The 15,096-nt window shown below is 61.6% G+C and carries 14 protein-coding genes; 4 read left to right on the top strand and 10 right to left on the bottom strand.

Translation table 11 applies throughout. The features are described 5' to 3' along the window. Positions 1 to 86 precede the first annotated feature (86 nt). Positions 87 to 2,816: a SpaA isopeptide-forming pilin-related protein gene (locus tag MOD31_RS13170; RefSeq protein WP_250820871.1), complete on the bottom strand. Its 2,730-nt coding sequence runs from the start codon at positions 2,814 to 2,816 to the stop codon at positions 87 to 89. A 293-nt stretch (positions 2,817 to 3,109) separates the two neighbouring features. Continuing rightward, the gene (locus MOD31_RS13165) at positions 3,110 to 3,658 is read right to left on the bottom strand and encodes a CGNR zinc finger domain-containing protein (protein ID WP_142937392.1); all 549 of its coding nucleotides are present in this window, start codon (positions 3,656 to 3,658) and stop codon (positions 3,110 to 3,112) included. A 71-nt stretch (positions 3,659 to 3,729) separates the two neighbouring features. Between MOD31_RS13165 and MOD31_RS13160 the strand changes: the two genes are divergently transcribed. Beyond that, entirely contained in the window at positions 3,730 to 4,752 is a 1,023-nt protein-coding gene (locus MOD31_RS13160; protein ID WP_166841937.1) for a DMT family transporter, read from the top strand. A 55-nt stretch (positions 4,753 to 4,807) separates the two neighbouring features. On the opposite strand, the gene MOD31_RS13155 is transcribed toward MOD31_RS13160, so the two are convergent. Beyond that, a complete protein-coding gene (locus tag MOD31_RS13155) occupies positions 4,808 to 5,071 on the bottom strand; it encodes a WXG100 family type VII secretion target (RefSeq protein ID WP_011776688.1) in 264 nt (87 codons plus the stop codon). Positions 5,072 to 5,228: 157 nt separating this feature from the next. Between MOD31_RS13155 and MOD31_RS13150 the strand changes: the two genes are divergently transcribed. Next, a complete protein-coding gene (locus MOD31_RS13150) occupies positions 5,229 to 5,501 on the top strand; it encodes a DUF2277 domain-containing protein (protein ID WP_024818746.1) in 273 nt (90 codons plus the stop codon). 75 nt (positions 5,502 to 5,576) lie between these two features. Here MOD31_RS13150 and MOD31_RS13145 read toward each other — a convergent pair whose 3' ends face one another. The 3 genes from MOD31_RS13145 to MOD31_RS13135 are packed head-to-tail and all read right to left on the bottom strand — an operon-like array spanning position 5,577 to position 8,711. Next, a complete protein-coding gene (locus MOD31_RS13145) occupies positions 5,577 to 8,054 on the bottom strand; it encodes a heavy metal translocating P-type ATPase (RefSeq protein WP_250820870.1) in 2,478 nt (825 codons plus the stop codon). Positions 8,055 to 8,062: 8 nt separating this feature from the next. Further along, a complete protein-coding gene (locus MOD31_RS13140) occupies positions 8,063 to 8,296 on the bottom strand; it encodes a heavy-metal-associated domain-containing protein (protein ID WP_165450154.1) in 234 nt (77 codons plus the stop codon). 49 nt (positions 8,297 to 8,345) lie between these two features. Next, positions 8,346 to 8,711 carry a metal-sensitive transcriptional regulator gene (locus tag MOD31_RS13135; RefSeq protein WP_250820869.1) on the bottom strand — a complete coding sequence of 122 codons (366 nt, stop codon included), beginning with the start codon at positions 8,709 to 8,711 and terminating at the stop codon, positions 8,346 to 8,348. Positions 8,712 to 8,763: 52 nt separating this feature from the next. Between MOD31_RS13135 and MOD31_RS13130 the strand changes: the two genes are divergently transcribed. Beyond that, positions 8,764 to 9,012, top strand: coding sequence for a hypothetical protein (locus MOD31_RS13130; RefSeq protein WP_250820868.1), 249 nt, complete (start codon positions 8,764 to 8,766; stop codon positions 9,010 to 9,012). A gap of 248 nt (positions 9,013 to 9,260) precedes the next feature. Here the strand turns inward: MOD31_RS13130 and MOD31_RS13125 are convergent, their stop codons facing one another. From MOD31_RS13125 to MOD31_RS13110, 4 genes are all read right to left on the bottom strand, one after another. Next, entirely contained in the window at positions 9,261 to 9,860 is a 600-nt protein-coding gene (locus MOD31_RS13125) for an NUDIX hydrolase (RefSeq protein ID WP_160147624.1), read from the bottom strand. Positions 9,861 to 9,964: 104 nt separating this feature from the next. Beyond that, a complete protein-coding gene (locus MOD31_RS13120; RefSeq protein ID WP_250820867.1) occupies positions 9,965 to 10,543 on the bottom strand; it encodes a GNAT family N-acetyltransferase in 579 nt (192 codons plus the stop codon). A 64-nt stretch (positions 10,544 to 10,607) separates the two neighbouring features. Then, entirely contained in the window at positions 10,608 to 11,279 is a 672-nt protein-coding gene (locus MOD31_RS13115; RefSeq protein WP_250820866.1) for a hypothetical protein, read from the bottom strand. Positions 11,280 to 11,428: 149 nt separating this feature from the next. Further along, positions 11,429 to 13,471 carry a beta-galactosidase gene (locus tag MOD31_RS13110; protein ID WP_250820865.1) on the bottom strand — a complete coding sequence of 681 codons (2,043 nt, stop codon included), beginning with the start codon at positions 13,469 to 13,471 and terminating at the stop codon, positions 11,429 to 11,431. A 196-nt stretch (positions 13,472 to 13,667) separates the two neighbouring features. On the opposite strand from MOD31_RS13110, the gene MOD31_RS13105 reads away from it, so the two are divergent. Further along, the gene (locus MOD31_RS13105; RefSeq protein WP_250820864.1) at positions 13,668 to 14,993 is read left to right on the top strand and encodes an ABC transporter substrate-binding protein; all 1,326 of its coding nucleotides are present in this window, start codon (positions 13,668 to 13,670) and stop codon (positions 14,991 to 14,993) included. Positions 14,994 to 15,096: the final 103 nt, after the last annotated feature.

The raw sequence follows: 15,096 nt of genomic DNA, 5'->3' as shown, positions 1-15,096 counted from the left end.
CTTTCATGGGTGATGATGCGATGGTCGGGAGCGAACATTTTCTGGGGTTGGACCTGCCGCTTTTGCTGCAGGCGGGGAATGACGTTTTATGGGTGGTTTCGGGTGCGTCGTCCATTGCCTGACGCGAGGACCATGGCAATGAGAAGCAATGACGTTCCAGCGGCTGCAAACGGCCACCAGCCGATGCCGCCGGATTCAGGCATCTTCAGCGCAGGGACGTCGCGGACGGTGACCAGGAAGATACCGTTTCCATCGGCGTCGCTCGTTGTCACGACTCCGCCGCCGCTTCCTTGGCCGATGGTCACGGCACCGTTGGCGGCAACGGTGAATTGCACGGCTTCGGCCAGCAGGTTGAAGCCATCCGGAGCTGTGGTCTCTTCGAGCCAGTACACGCCCGGCTGAATGCCCTCGAGTTGGAACTGTCCGGTCTGGGACGGAACGGGAGCCACGGTGAAGCTGGTGTTGACTGCGCCCGGCGCTCCGGCTGCGTCATTGTGGATGGCCCAAGTGGATCCCGCCATGGGAACCCATTCGTCGTCGGACGATTCGCCGAGTTTTTCGATGAGGATCTTGGCCGGTGTTAGGTGGGTGGTAGAGCATTCCGGTGCCAGCGGTGTGGTGCTGGTTGCGCAGCGGACGGGTGTGACGCTGCCGGCGCCAGTGGCGACGTTGACCAGTTGAGCACTCCAAGCGTCCGCCTTGACGGTGACTTTGTAGCTGAGCACTGCGGTTTGTCCGGCCGGAAGAGTGAACTGCTGGGTAGTCAGCGTGGTGGACGGTGCCACGGGATTCGCGACGGCGACCGGCGCTGCGGAGCCGATGGTGAGGACTGCGGATCCGGGGACGAACGTGGCCTGATCCAGGACGTCTGCGAGGTTGTCCGTGAGGACGACGTTATTGATCTGGCCGCGGTTGCTAGTGGCGGTAACGGTGTACGTGATGGTGTCGCCGGGTTTCACCCATTGGCCGTTTGACGGCTGGGTGCCCACTGAGGCCGACTTGGCGATGGTCCATTGGGGCTCCACGGGCGTATTTACCGTTGCGGAACATCCAACCCCGGGCAAGGGCGGGCAGGCAGGATCGACGGTGGGAACCATGGTGGTTGATCCGGGAACCGGAACGGGCCCACCGCCTGGCATGTTGGGAACAGCTGTTTGGGCTGGAGGCGTGACTTTGGCCGTGTTGGTAATGATTCCGGTGGTGCCCGGTGCCACCGTGCCCTTGATGGTGTACGTCAGGGTTCCGCCCACGTTGATTCTTACGGTGCCGGAAATGCTGCCGGTGCCGGTGGGAGCGTTACAGGCGGTGGGTCCGGCCGGGGGCAGATTTGAGGTTCCCGCAACCGTAACCGCACAGGTCCAGGTTGCACCTGTGATGGATGAGGGCAGGGGGTCGGTGAATACGGCGTTGACAGCATCGCTGGGTCCGTTGTTGTGGACCATAACTGTGTACGTGATCGGCTGGCCCGGGACGTAAGCGGCAATGTTGGCACTCTTGGTGATGGACAGGTCCACCACCGGACGGACGGTCAAAGGCGCCGTTCCGGGAGAGTAAAGCCCCGTGATGGTGGGGAAGTTGTTGGTGCAGTTGGGAATGGCCGTGCCGTCGTTGGCCAAGCACCCTGAGTTGTTGTAAATACCGGGGGTGTTGCTGGTGACGGTTACCGTGATGGTGCACGAGGCACTGCCCTGCGCGAGGTTCCCGGTGACGTCCACCGTACGGCCTGAGACAGTGCCCGCTGTACGGACGCATGTGCCACCGAGTGGGCCGACCGCAGTAAGGCCAGTGGGCAGGGTGTCAACGAAGTGCCAGCCATTCTTGGCCATCAGGTCGCTGGTGTTGGTGACGGTGTAGGTCAAGGTGGTGTTCTGACCCTGGAAGATGCTGGTGGGGCTGAATGCCTTATCCAGCTGTGGCGTAACGTCAACCAGCTGGGGAAGGTCGAATCCGACGTCGTTGCCGGTGCCGGTGGCCTGCAAATTCCTTACCCGGATACCCAGCGTAGGGGTGGTGCCGGTCAGCGGGACCTGGATGGCTCCCGACTGGAGCTTTGCCACGCTGTAGTCGGTATTGCCGTAATTGAAGACTTGCCGGCTGGGATCAGCGCAGGGGTCCAGGTTTGAACCGACCACCGTTGCTACGCCATTAATGAGGATGGAGAATTCCTGGCGGGCGTGGTTGGAGAAGCAGTTGGTTTCCCCGAAGATGCCCGAAATCGCGTAGTAATGGCCAGCGATGGTGGGAATCGTGTTCTTGGTGGTTTGGAGCTGAAGCCCCGCCGGTTGGACTCCGTTGGAAGTGTTGGTGTACTCGCTGAGGATCTGGTTTTGAGCGGCCTGAGCGTCGGTCATACCCTGGTATTTGCCCATGACATAGGCCATGTCGCGCAGAAAATTGATGGCGTTGTTGCGGCCGCATTGATCGTTATTGGTGATATTGCCGCCATTGACGGGCAGGGGAGTGCTCTGCCGTACGATCCAGCCGTTGCAGGCGCCGTAACCGGGAAGCCAGGCTGCATCTGCCGTGTACTGCTCGTTCTGTGCAGCCGCGCCGCCCGTGTATGAAGTCAATGGGATGGGAGCAGTGGCAGCGCTGATGTTGGAGAAGTCTTCGCTGTAGACCAAGGTGCCAGGCTGGGTGACTCCTGGGGAGCCGGGCAGTGCGCTCACGGGCGTGGGAGCGTTGACTACTCCATAAGCTGACATTCCTACTACTACGAGAAGAACGCTCGCAATGAGCGCGAGCAGAGTCCGGCCCTTGCCTTCACCCCGCCCGTCTTGATCGTGGGCACGTTTGTGCTCAAACTTCTGCCGCATGGAGTCCCTTTTCCTAATGCCATGGCCAATCAACCCTCTGGAGGGCCGCCCCTTTATTTCTTACTGAGGAGTAAGTACGGCATGACGGAAAATCATGATGCGGAAATGAATGTGACCCTGGTCACATTTGAAAAAAGGGATGCGAAAGTACCATTGCCGCGCAATAGCGGGGTCAATAGCCGGACTGTCACGTCCAGCGCTGCGGCTGGGAAGTGGCGCCCACTCCCATGAAAAGCCGGGTGCGACCATCAGGTGGATGACCGTATAGACGCGCGGCCGCAGTTATGCCGGCATCACACGCCCTCGGCGGCTTTTCTTGCCCGGTATGCCGCGACGTGGGCGCGGTTGGCGCAGTTGCCGGTGTCGCAGTAGAGCTTGGAGCGGTTGCGGCTGAGATCCAGGACGACGGCATCGCAGTCCTCCGCAGCGCATACGCGCATGCGATCCATTTCCTTGCTTCGGACGACGTCGATGATGGCCATAGCAGCTTCGGTGCCCATCCGATCTGCCAGCGGCGCTTCCGGGGTTGTGGCGTGGAGGTGCCAGTCCCAGTGGTCATGTTTGACGAGCTGGGGGAGTGCTTTTGCGTCGGCGAGCAGCTTGTTGACGGACTTTGCCGCCGTGTCCTCATCGGCGCTCCACAGGGCTGCCAGTTCGCGACGCAAGTGCTTGATGCTATCCAACTCCGCCGGCGTATGGACCCGCGAGCCTGTGAACTCTTCGGCGTCCAGGAAGGCGTTGAGGTCCTGCACGGTGACCAGCGCTTCCTCTCCGTTGGCGGCGGTGTTGATGAGATTGACGACGCTACGGAGGGCTACCTCGGTGTCAGGCGCAAAAAGCACTTTGACTCCTTACATGTTTCGGGAGTACTGTCATGACCATAAGCCCACTTTACTCCTGACAGGAGGCTGCTGTGTCAGCTCCAACGACGAAGGCTGATGCAAAGAGTTTCCTGGCATCAGGACTCGGCATCGCACTCTTTTCCTCGGCTGTTTTCGGCACGTCCGGCTCGTTTGCCAAATCAATGCTGGAAACCGGCTGGTCACCCGGCGCCGCAGTTGCCGTGCGCCTCACCGGTGCCGCGCTCATCCTGGTGATTCCCGCCGTCGTGGTTCTACGTGGCCGTTGGCACCAACTCAAGGACAACTGGCTGACCATCCTGCTGTTCGGTCTCATCGGCGTAGCAGGTTGCCAGCTCTTCTACTTCAACGCCGTTGCCCGCCTCTCCGTAGGCGTAGCCCTGCTGCTTGAGTACCTGGCTCCGGTGATGATTGTGCTGTGGCTCTGGATTGCCAGCCGACGCCGGCCCCGCGCGCTCACCGCTGCCGGCGCGCTGTTGTCCCTGGGCGGCCTGGTTCTGGTGCTTGATCTGACAGGTGCCGTGAAGGTGGACTTGGTTGGCGTTCTGTGGGGCATGGCCGCAGCCGTGTGCCTGGTCATCTACTTCTTCATCACCGCGAAAGAGAACGACACCCTCCCGCCACTGGTGCTCGCTTCAGGGGGCCTCCTCGTGGGAGCGCTGGTGATGTGGCTCGTAGGCCTGGTGGGATTGCTGCCCATGACGTTCAGCACCGCCGACACAACGCTGGGGCCGTGGACCACCCCCTGGTGGGTTTCCGCCGTGGGGCTCATCATTCTGGCCACGGTACTCGCGTACGTTACCGGCATCATGGCTGCCCGCAGCCTGGGGTCCAAGGTGGCCTCGTTCGTGTCCCTGACCGAGGTGCTTTTTGCCGTGATCTGGGCCTGGCTGCTTTTGGGCGAACTCCCGGGGACGATCCAGCTGCTGGGAGGGCTCCTCATTGTGGGTGGTGTGGTTCTGGTACGCGTCGATGAGCTGCGTGGAGATCGGCGGGCAGCTCAGGAAGTAGCCCGGGTCCTGGATCACCCGAACGATGTTGAACCGGTCCCCTCCGTGAACGTCACCGGGAAATAGGCTTTAACAAGAGAATGCCCGGACGCTGTGCGTCCGGGCATTCTTCCCAACTGTCTTAGTTGGAGGCCTGCTGCTGCTGCTCAGCGTTCTTCTGAGCGCGATCGCCGGCTTCGCGAAGTGCGTCGGCAACCTTCTTCAGGTTCGAAGCGTGCTGGCTGTCCCACTCGCCGCGGAACTTGTCAGCGTCCGGGCCCTTCCAGTCGGTGCCGTCAAGTGCGCCCTTGAGCTGTGAACGCTGCTGCTCGATGTTCTCAGCACCAGCCTTCAGCTTGTTACCGAGCTGACGAAGCTGATCAACATCTGCACCCCAAATAGCCATGAGATTCTCCTTCATTTTTCGGACCCGAGCTCTTCGGCATCCCCAGCGGCCTCCGGCTCATCCGGAAGATCCAATAACTAAAACCTATCCCGGGAATGCAAAAACCGTCGATGGGCACCCCTCCCCATGTAGCACTGCCCATAGTTAGCATGGGGTTATGTGCCGCAATATCAGGACCCTGCATAACTTCGAACCGCACGCCACGAGCGCCGAAGTGGAGGCCGCTGCCCTGCAATACGTGCGCAAAATCAGCGGATCCACCAAGCCCTCCAAGGCCAACGAGGAAGCCTTCGCGGAGGCCGTCCACGAGATCGCGCATATTACGCAGCATCTCCTTGACTCCCTGGTGAGCCATGCGCCGGCGAAGAATCGCGACGAGGAAGCCGCCAAGGCGAAGGCCCGGGCCGCCGTCCGGTTTGGGGCTGCCTAGCCGCAGTTCGCGCCGCAAGGCAGTGGTGGGTGACCAGACGTTCCTGAACACCCACAACTGCCCAGTTGGTTGGGTCTACTTCCCGAACGAGCGCAGCCTTAGCGAGTTGGCAACCACCAGCACAGAGCTGGCCGCCATTGCCGCGCCGGCGATCATCGGATTCAGGAATCCAAGTGCTGCCACCGGGATGCCAATCGCGTTGTAGAAGAATGCCCAGAACAAGTTGGTCTTGATGGTGGACAGGGTCTTGCGCGATAGTTCAATCGCCTGCACCAGCTGACCAAGATCACTGCCCATGACCGTCAAGTCCGAGGCTTCGATGGCAACATCGGTCCCCGATCCCATTGCTATACCAAGGTCCGATTGGGCCAGGGCTGCGGCATCGTTCACGCCGTCACCGGCCATGGCAACAGTGGCCCCGGAAGCCTGCAGCTTCCGAACCGCCTCAACTTTGCCCTCCGGAAGTACGCCGGCGAAGACATCTTCCGGTGAAATTCCGACGGCGGCAGCCACTTGGGCGGCCACTGCGGCATTGTCGCCGGTCAGCAGGATGGGACGGATTCCAAGGTCCTTCAACTTCCGGATTGCTGCTGCAGAGCCGGGTTTGATGGTGTCGCTCAGGCTCACGATCCCTGCAGCCTCACCGTTCACAGCTACCCAGATGGCTGTGGCGCCACCGTTTTCCTCTGCCGCCAGGGCCTCGCGTTGGCTTGAATCGAGCGGAATGCCGTTCTCCTCCAACCAGCCGGAACGTCCGACAACTACGGTCTTGGAGACTCCGTCAAGTGAGACGGTGCCCCTCACACCGCCGCCCGGAGCGGAACTGAAGCCTTCGACACCAGGGAGGGTCCCGGCGTCGGGCATCGCATCCTCGGCGGCGGCCGCAATGGCGTGCGCGATCGGATGCTCGGAGGCCGATTCGACAGCCCCAGCCAGGGTTAGAACGGTTGCCGGGGCGTAGCCGTTCAGGCCAACCGTGTGGTCCACGGCGAGCTTCCCGCTGGTGACAGTACCCGTCTTGTCCAGCAAGATGGTGTCCACGTGGCGGGTGTCCTCAAGAACCTGTGGGCCCTTGATGAGGATGCCCAGTTGAGCTCCGCGTCCCGTCCCCGTCAGCAGCCCCACCGGAGTTGCCAGGCCCAGGGCACAGGGGCACGCGATCACCAGAACCGCAACGGCTGCGGTGAATGCTGCGTTGAGGTCGCCCGAGAAGAACAGCCATACAAGGAACGTGATCAGGGCGATGATCAGCACAATTGGAACGAAGACAGAGCTGATCCTGTCAGCGAGCCGTGCAATGGGCGCCTTTCCTGTCTGCGCTTGGCTGACCAGCCGGCCCATCTGAGCGAGGGTCGTGTCCGATCCCACGCGGGTGGCGCGGACCAAGAGCCGACCGGAAGTGTTGATGGTAGCGCCCGTCACCAGGCTGCCCGGCCCAACCTCCACCGGCACCGATTCCCCGGTAACCAGTGAGGCGTCGACGGCGGACGCGCCGTCCGTGACCACGCCATCCGTGGCGATCTTCTCACCAGGGCGGACGACGATGACGTCCCCCACAAGGAGTTGATCCGCCGGGATCTTCTCCTCAACGCCGTCCACAAGGATGGTTGCGTCCTTGGCGCCAAGGTTCAGCAGCGCTTTGAGCGCGTTACCGGCCTTGGCCTTGGCGTTCGCTTCAAGGTAGCGGCCCAGAAGCAGGAAAGTTGTGACTACGGCAGCCACCTCAAAGTAGAGGCCTCCGCCGGACATGCTTTCCATGCCGGGGTGTTCCGTCATGCGGGGATCGGCGAACAGTTGCCACGCCGAGTAAAGGTACGCGGCAATCACACCGATGGAGACGAGGGTATCCATAGTGGAAGCGAAATGCCGGGCATTGACGGCCGCCGCCCGGTGGAAAGGCCAGGCAGCCCAGCTCACCACAGGCAAGGCGAGTACTGCGGCAACCCATCCCCAGTTGGCGAACTGGAGGGCGGGAATCATGGAGATCGCGAAGACCGGCACAGTCAGAATGGCGGCGGCGATCAAGCGTGGGCGGAGCGTGGAGGCGGCGGGGCCGTGAGCCATGTGGTTCTCGTGATCCATATGCGCGGCGCCGCTGGCGCCATGCTCTGCATGCTCGATGAGCGCGGCAATGCCGGTGCCATGCTCTGCATGCTCGGTCGTGCCTCCCTTAGACGCATGGTGCCGCATCCCTCCGGCGTCGCCGCCATGGTCGCGTTCAGGTCCGGCAGGCTCAAGCACATCATCGCCGTGTTCGTGGGTGTGATGAGGGGGAGTGTGTCCGGGGATTTCTCGGGTGTTTGGAGCTGGGGTGTGGCGGATGGTGGCTTTGTAACCCGTCGCGTTGACGGTGTCCACGATTTGCTGGTCTGTCACGGTTGCCGGGACTGTGACGTGGGCTGATTCGAGGGGCAGGTTGACGCTGGCCTCCACACCCTCGAGTTTGCCCAGTTTTCGTTCCACTCGATTGACGCACGAGGCGCAGGTCATGCCCTCGATGTCCAGTTCGATGACCCTTTGTGCGGGTTGGTTGAAAGTCTCCTGGCTACTCAAGAGGACTCCTAAGCTTCGTTGGCTACCACCAGGTAGCCGGCTTCTGCCACGGCCTCGCCGATTTCGGACGGCGAAAGCTCCTTGGTTGATGTGATGGTCACGGTTGACAGGCCGCCGGGATTTAGGTCCACTGCAACGTTTTCGACACCGTTGAGTGACTCGAGTTCTTCGCTCACGCTGGAGACGCAGTGACCGCACGTCATGCCGGAAACGTTGACGTTGGTGTAAATGCTCTGGCTCATGGGGGTCTCCTTGGTGATGAGTTGAATAGTGTGGTGCTTAGTGGCTGAATTACCGCAGCAGGCGCCCGATGGCATCGGTGGCCTCCTTCACTTTGGCGTCGATCTGTTCGGCGCGGGTTTCGGGGTTGGGCTCGGAGGCGGCCCCCACGACGCAGTGGCCGATGTGCTCCTCAACGAGTCCCAGGCTGACGGCGTGAAGGGCCTTGGTGGCGGCGGCTATCTGGGTCAGGATGTCGATGCAGTATTTGTCATCCTCCACCATGCGGGCAATCCCGCGGACCTGGCCCTCAATCCGTTTCAGGCGTTTGAGGTAGGCGTCCTTATTGCTGGTGTACCCGTGGGGAGCGGCGTGCTCCAGGTCCACCTCGATGATGGGTGCATTGGGGTGGCTAATGCTCAGGTCTGGCGTGCTCATGCCTTGAAAGTATACCCATAGGGGGTATGGCGTCAAGTACCCCCTGGGGGTATTGCCCGGAAATATCAGCTACTCCCCCGCCGAGCCGCGACGATACCAGCTTTCTGAGCGCACCAAGGCTGGCATGGCGGCTGCAGCTGCTAACGGACGCAAAGCAGGACGCCGGGAAATCACGACAGACCACGAGAAGGTCAAGAGAGCACATGAACTGAAAGCCCGGGGCCTCAAGCCATCGGACATCGGAAAGGTCATCGGAGCCAGCCGCGCCACCGTCTACCGATACCTCGGTATGGATTCCTGAGCCACAGAGGTAACTGTCCCGGAAGTTGTCTTTGTGACTGCTGTCCACGGCAGATGATTTGGAACAACATCTGGGACGGAAATATTACGCGAAGGCCGACTGCTGGTTGTCAGTTTTAGAAGTCCTCTGCACGAATGATCAAAGTGCCGTGCACAGGCCTCCTTCCGTCCGGCGGGATGCTTCATCGGACCGCCGTGAGGCTCGGCTCCTATGGGCCGAAGCTGACCACAACTTTGCCACGGCAGTCGCTAGTGGGTCAGTAGGAGTTTGCGGATGCAGTCACGTAGATCTGTGAGCAGTTCGTTATCGGGATTGCTGCGGGCGAGAGCTGCCAGGCCGCGGCAGGCCAGACCTGCGTCGGTGAGTTCACCGCTGACCAGAAAATCCATGAGTTCCGAGATGGGAAGAAGGCGGACCTCTCCGGATTCAGACTCGTCCCAGGCCGCGTCAAATCTTTCCGATGCGTTGGCGGCTATTACAAGATGTTTGCGTCGTGACGAGTTCGCAGCCCACCACTCTGAGCCAGCGTAGAAGGTTGATTCTGAGTGGTAGCCGGTTTCTTCTCGTAGCTCTCGAAGAGCTGCATCCGCGGGTTGCTCGTCGGCGTTGAGGTATCCGCCGGGGAGTTCCAGTAGTGCTTTCTCGGGCCCCACACGGAACTGTTCGAAAAGGACGACGTGACTTGCTGCAGGAGTGAAGGCAAGGGTCGCCGCAGAGTCGCGACTGGCAATGACATCCCAGTCGGTCACCGCTCCATTTGGTTCTTCATAGGTTTCACGGTTGATCGTCACGAAGCCTTTGTAGGCGGTGGTCGTTCGGACCTTCTTCCAAGTGTCGATGACAGACACAGTTCTCCTTCTCTGTGGAGGACCAATCCAAGTACCAGCCCACGATAAGCGGCCTCAACACGTCGCTGACACTTCCGGCCCGACAGTGTCCCGTAGCGTGATTTCTAGCGAGCGGGAAGGCGCGAGTACATGTACATGTCCTTGCGCTGGCCGCCAATCTCCAGCCAGCTCCTCATCGTCCCTTCCCGTACGAACCCGCTGCGCTCGGCTGCGCGCCAGGAGCCCTCATTCCAAAGCTCGACGTAGAGTTCCAATCGATGAATCCCGGGTTGCGCAAGACCCCAGGCGGCGAGGGCACCTAAAGCAGAGGAAGCAGCTCCATTCCCCCGATGACTTGGCGCCACCCAATAGCCAATGCTCGCCCGGCCTTGGCTGAGGTTCTTCAGCCACAGCCCGATTTGGCCAACCGCCTGATCAGAGGAGGCATCAGCAATAGCGAAGGAGTACCCGGTGCCATCAACTAAGCGTTGGTGCTGTCTTTCGATGAAGGCCAGAGCTGACTGGCGAGAACCGCTGGCGGGAACTGTCGTGATGGCAGGAATGAGTGGATCGCTCGAGGCTTCCTGGATCACAGGAACATCGGCTGCCGTAAATGGGCGGAGCCTGTAAGGGGGCGTAACGAGTACAGGCTGCTCCAGGGGCGAACTGCGTCGGCGTGTAGCAGTACACGGGCCCGAGCTCATTGAACCAGCTTAGTGGGGAACCGGCATGGTTAGGACGACCTCGTTGCAGCCAGGGCCTACGTACTCAGGGCATCGCCGGAGGGTCGATGTCAGCTCGTGCGGCCCGGACAATATCCTGGGCGTCGGTGATGTCGGACGGCTCCGGAGCAGGTGCGAACAGGGCCACGGGTGGCTTCGCTGCACTGCAGTCCTGTTGGGGAAGTGTCACCACGCTGCTGATCCGCAGTTGCCCTGCCTCGAGGTGTTCCATTCGGAACATCACGCCGGTGGCATTCAGTTCATCCGGCACGTCGCCTGTTTCGGACGCCCAACGCACCACGCAACCGCGGACCTCGGCAGTGCCGGCAGTCGGGCCCGGTTTGACCTCCATGGGGAGGAAGGGATCGGGCCCTGGGCGGATGTCCGGGCGTCGTTTCTGCTCAACATCGTTCAAGGGGTGCCTGGAAAGGCGAATTCGGAGATCCAGGCCTGTGGTCTCCACCAGTTGGGGCAATGTGAAATCCGTAAAATTCTGTGCGACGGCCTGGGCCTCGAGTGACTTGCGGGCTGCCATGACCCAGGGATCGGCTTCTATGGCCGCGTTGGGCGCAGTTCCTTGCCATTCGACTGCCGGATAAGGGGGCGTGGGCTTCTTTTCGTCGCGGCACGCAGCGAGCCCGCCAGTGACGGTGACCAGCAGCAGCGAGGTAGCAACGGCATTCAAATACCGCGCCCGGGATGTCCTTGCGTCGCTCATGATCAACCCCTTTTTGCGCGTTTTCGCCTATCGAATCTACCACGGGCCCTGAGGGTGAGGACCAGCTCGACGGCGGGTGGCAGCCCGCGGGGGTGGAACGCCGTCCCGGACCGTAATCGGTCCGGGCCGGCGGCTCGGTGTCAACGGGGTCAGTGCCTTTCCGCTGGGGTGTGGACCACGCAGATGGTGCCGGCCGGAACGTGTGCGGTTCCGCTGACATCCTCTCCGGAGAGCAGGTTTAGTCCGCTCGCCGTGTACTCGGCGTCGGCGTCGGTGTGGTTGATGAGGAAGGTGAAGGTGCCTTCTTCTGAATGGCGCGAAGCTACCTCCAATCCGGCGGGCGGTTGAACTCCGGGCTCAATTCCTGCAGCATTCACGGCGTCAAGTACGACGTCAGCGAGGTGGCCGCCGTCGAGCTTTGTGGAGATGTACCAGGCGGTGCCGCTGCCGAACGTGTTGCGCGTGATGGCGGGGCCGGAAGCCGCCGGGCCGCTGGTGTAACGGCTGAGTACGCTGGCGGTGCTGGCGTGGATTTCTTCGGACCACACCGTTCCGGTGGCGCCGCTGCCCAGCGTGACGATCTCGTGCTCACGCAGAGGCAGGAATTCGTGAATCTCCAGGCCGAGAACATCACGGAGCCCACCCGGGGAGGCGCCGGCCGGGACGGTGTCGTTGGCGTTCACGATTCCGGAGAAATAGGACACCATCAGGTGTCCGCCGTCGCGGACGTAGCGGCTGATGTTCGCAGCCGCCTCGTCACCCACCAGGTAAAGCGCCGGGGCGAGAACCAGGTCATAGCCGGAGAGGTCCGCTTCGGGGTGGGCAAAGTCCACGCTGATGCCGCGGTTCCACAGGACGGTGTAAAACGACTCGATCCGCTCGCGGTGATCAAGGTCGCTGCTGGGGCGCCATTCCAAATCCTGAGCCCAGAAGGATTCCACGTCCCAGAGGATGGCCACCCGCGAATCCACGGTGGAGCCCTTCACGGGGGCGAGTTTCCTGAGGTCGTCGCCCAGGTCAAGGACCTCCCGCCAGATCCGGGTGCCGGTACCGGCATGCGGGAGCATGGCGGAGTGGAACTTTTCAGCGCCATAGCGGGAGGCCCGGAACTGGAAGAACATGATGGCGTCTGCCCCGCGTGCCAGGTGGGACACGCTGTTGCGGGCCAATTCCCCGGGCCGCTTGGCAATATTCCGGCCCTGCCAGTTCACGGCTCCGGTGGAGTGTTCCATCAGCATCCAGGGACGGTTGCCTGCCAAGGAACGGGTGAGGTCGGCATCCATGGCGAGTAGAACGTGGTTGTCTGCGCGCTGCGCAACCAAGTAGTGGTCGTTCGCAACGATGTCCACCTCCTTGGCCCAGGCCCAATAGTCGGCTGAAAGGCAGTTGGTGGCCATGAAGTTGGTGGTCACAGGGAGATCAGGCGTGTACTTCTTGATGACATCGCGCTCGGCAGTGAAGCACTGCAGCATGGCGTCCGAGGTGAACCGGCGGAAGTCGAGCCGCTGTGCCTGGTTACTGACGCTGGCCGAAAGCCTGGGTGCGTCAATCTCATCCCACTCGCCGTACTTCTGCCCCCAGAAAAGGGTGCCCCAAGCCTGGTTCAGAGCGTCCAAAGTGCCATAACGGTTGCGGAGCCAGTCGCGGAACGCCAGGACGGACTGCTCGTCGTAGGACTCACTGACCGGTGCGCCGTATTCATTGTGGACGTGCCAAAGAACAAGCGCGGGATGGGCTGCGTAGCGGCGTGCCAGTTGCTCGGTGATATTGGTGGCCGCACGGCGGTATTCCGGCGAGCTGGGGCTGGCCATGCCACGCGATCCGTTGCCCAAGGTGACGCCCTCACGGGTCACGGGGCGCGCATGCGGGTACTTCTTCCAGAACCAGGCAGGCGGTGCCGCCGTAGGTGTTCCAAGGTCAACGCTTATGCCTGCCTGCGCGAGCAGGTCCATCAAGTCGTCCAGCCATTCGAAGTCGTATTCACCTTCGCGGGGTTCCAGCAACACCCAGGAGAAGATGCCGATGCTCACCAGGTTGATCCCGGCCTCCTGCATCAGCGCGATGTCTTCCACCCAGACCTCACGGGGCCATTGCTCGGGGTTGTAGTCCCCGCCGTAGCAAAGGCCGGCCGGTCGCTGTACCCAAGGCGCGGGTGCGCGTTGGGCGGCGGGGGCCTGCAGGACGTCTGTCATCGAATAGTCTCCTTAGAACTGTGTGCGCTCCCAGTATTATCACAGCCCTATAGGCGCTGACTAGATGAAGTTTAGTGTTGACATAGATCACAGAGCTGTGACTAACTGGAACCGCTCACAGTCACACACCGAACTTCCGCTCGGATGAGCGACGAATCCACACAGCACAATTCAGCTTTTCGACAAGGAGGACGAAATGCGCAAGTCATTTCGTGCAGGCGCCGTAGCCATGCTCGCAGCGGCCACAATGCTCGCCGCAGGTTGTTCAGGAGGTTCCACGGCAGGCAGCCAAAGCGCGGCCACCAGCGATCCCAACCAGAAAGTGGAACTGACCTACTGGGCTTGGGCCCCCAACCTGGACAAGGTGGTGGAACTCTGGAATGAGAAGAACCCCACCATCCACGTCACCGTGAACAAGCAGGACGGCGGAGACCCGGCTGTCACCAAGCTGCTCACCGCCGTCAAAGCCGGCAGCGGCGCCCCGGACCTGATCCAGGCCGAGTACCAGAAAATCCCTACCCTGGTAGCAGCCGATGCGCTCGCAGACCTATCCGGCACCGTGGCAAACGACACCAAGAGCCACTTCCCTGATGGCGTCTGGAACGATGTGACGCTGGGCGGCGATGCGCTGTACTCCGTTCCGCAGGACACCGGCCCCATGGTCTTCTACTACCGCGCTGACATCTTTGAGAAGCTGGGCATCGCTGTTCCCAAAACCTGGGATGAGTACGCGGCCGCTGCAAAGACTGTTCATGCAGCTGACCCCGAGGCCTACTTGGGAACGTTCTCCTCCAACGACGCCGGATGGTTTACCGGCATGGCACAACAGGCCGGAGCCTCCTGGTGGGGTGTTGATGGTGACGCCTGGAACGTGAAGATCGCCGAAGAGCCTACAGAAAAGGTGGCCGGATACTGGGGCGGCCTCGTGGAAGAGGGCGTCATCGACAACAAGCCCATGTACACACCGGAGTGGAACACCGCGCTCAACACCGGCAAGCAGGTTGGCTGGCTCAGCGCAGCTTGGGGCCCGGGTGTTCTGGAGGGCAACGCCGGTGCTACGGCGGGCTTGTGGAAGGCCGCACCTATGCCGCAGTGGGATGCTTCCAAGCCGTCCACCGGCAACTGGGGTGGATCTTCTACTGCCGTCACCTCCCAGTCCAAGAACCTCGACGCCGCGGCCAAGTTCGCCACGTGGCTGAACACCGACCCGGAGGCAATCAAAGCCTTGGTCAAGGAAGCGGGCATCTACCCCGCTGACACCGCAGGCGCGGAATCATCACTAACTGAGGCTCCTGCGTTCTTCTCCAACCAGCCCGATTTCTACAAGGTTGTTGGCGAGGCTGCGCAGAACGTGGGCTCGTTCACTTACGGCCCTAACGTCAACGTGGCGTACAACGCCTACAACGACCAGTTCGCTAAAGCTGCACAGTCCAAGGAGAAGAGTGCCTTCCTGGACGCAGTCAGCACCATGCAGCAGGTCACCGTGGATGACCTGAAGAAGACCGGCTTCACGGTCAAGTAACCGCTCCAAGCAACGGTTGTCAGCAACCGTTCCAGCGCGGGAGGGCGTCCGCAAGCGAGACGCCAGGCGCCCTCCCACACGCTGATCCCACCTCGAACCACAA

This window comes from Paenarthrobacter sp. TYUT067 (assembly GCF_023656375.1).
Lineage (GTDB): Bacteria > Actinomycetota > Actinomycetes > Actinomycetales > Micrococcaceae > Arthrobacter.
The sequence above is the reverse complement of the archived record's forward strand: the minus strand, read 5'-3'. Positions and strand labels throughout refer to the sequence as shown.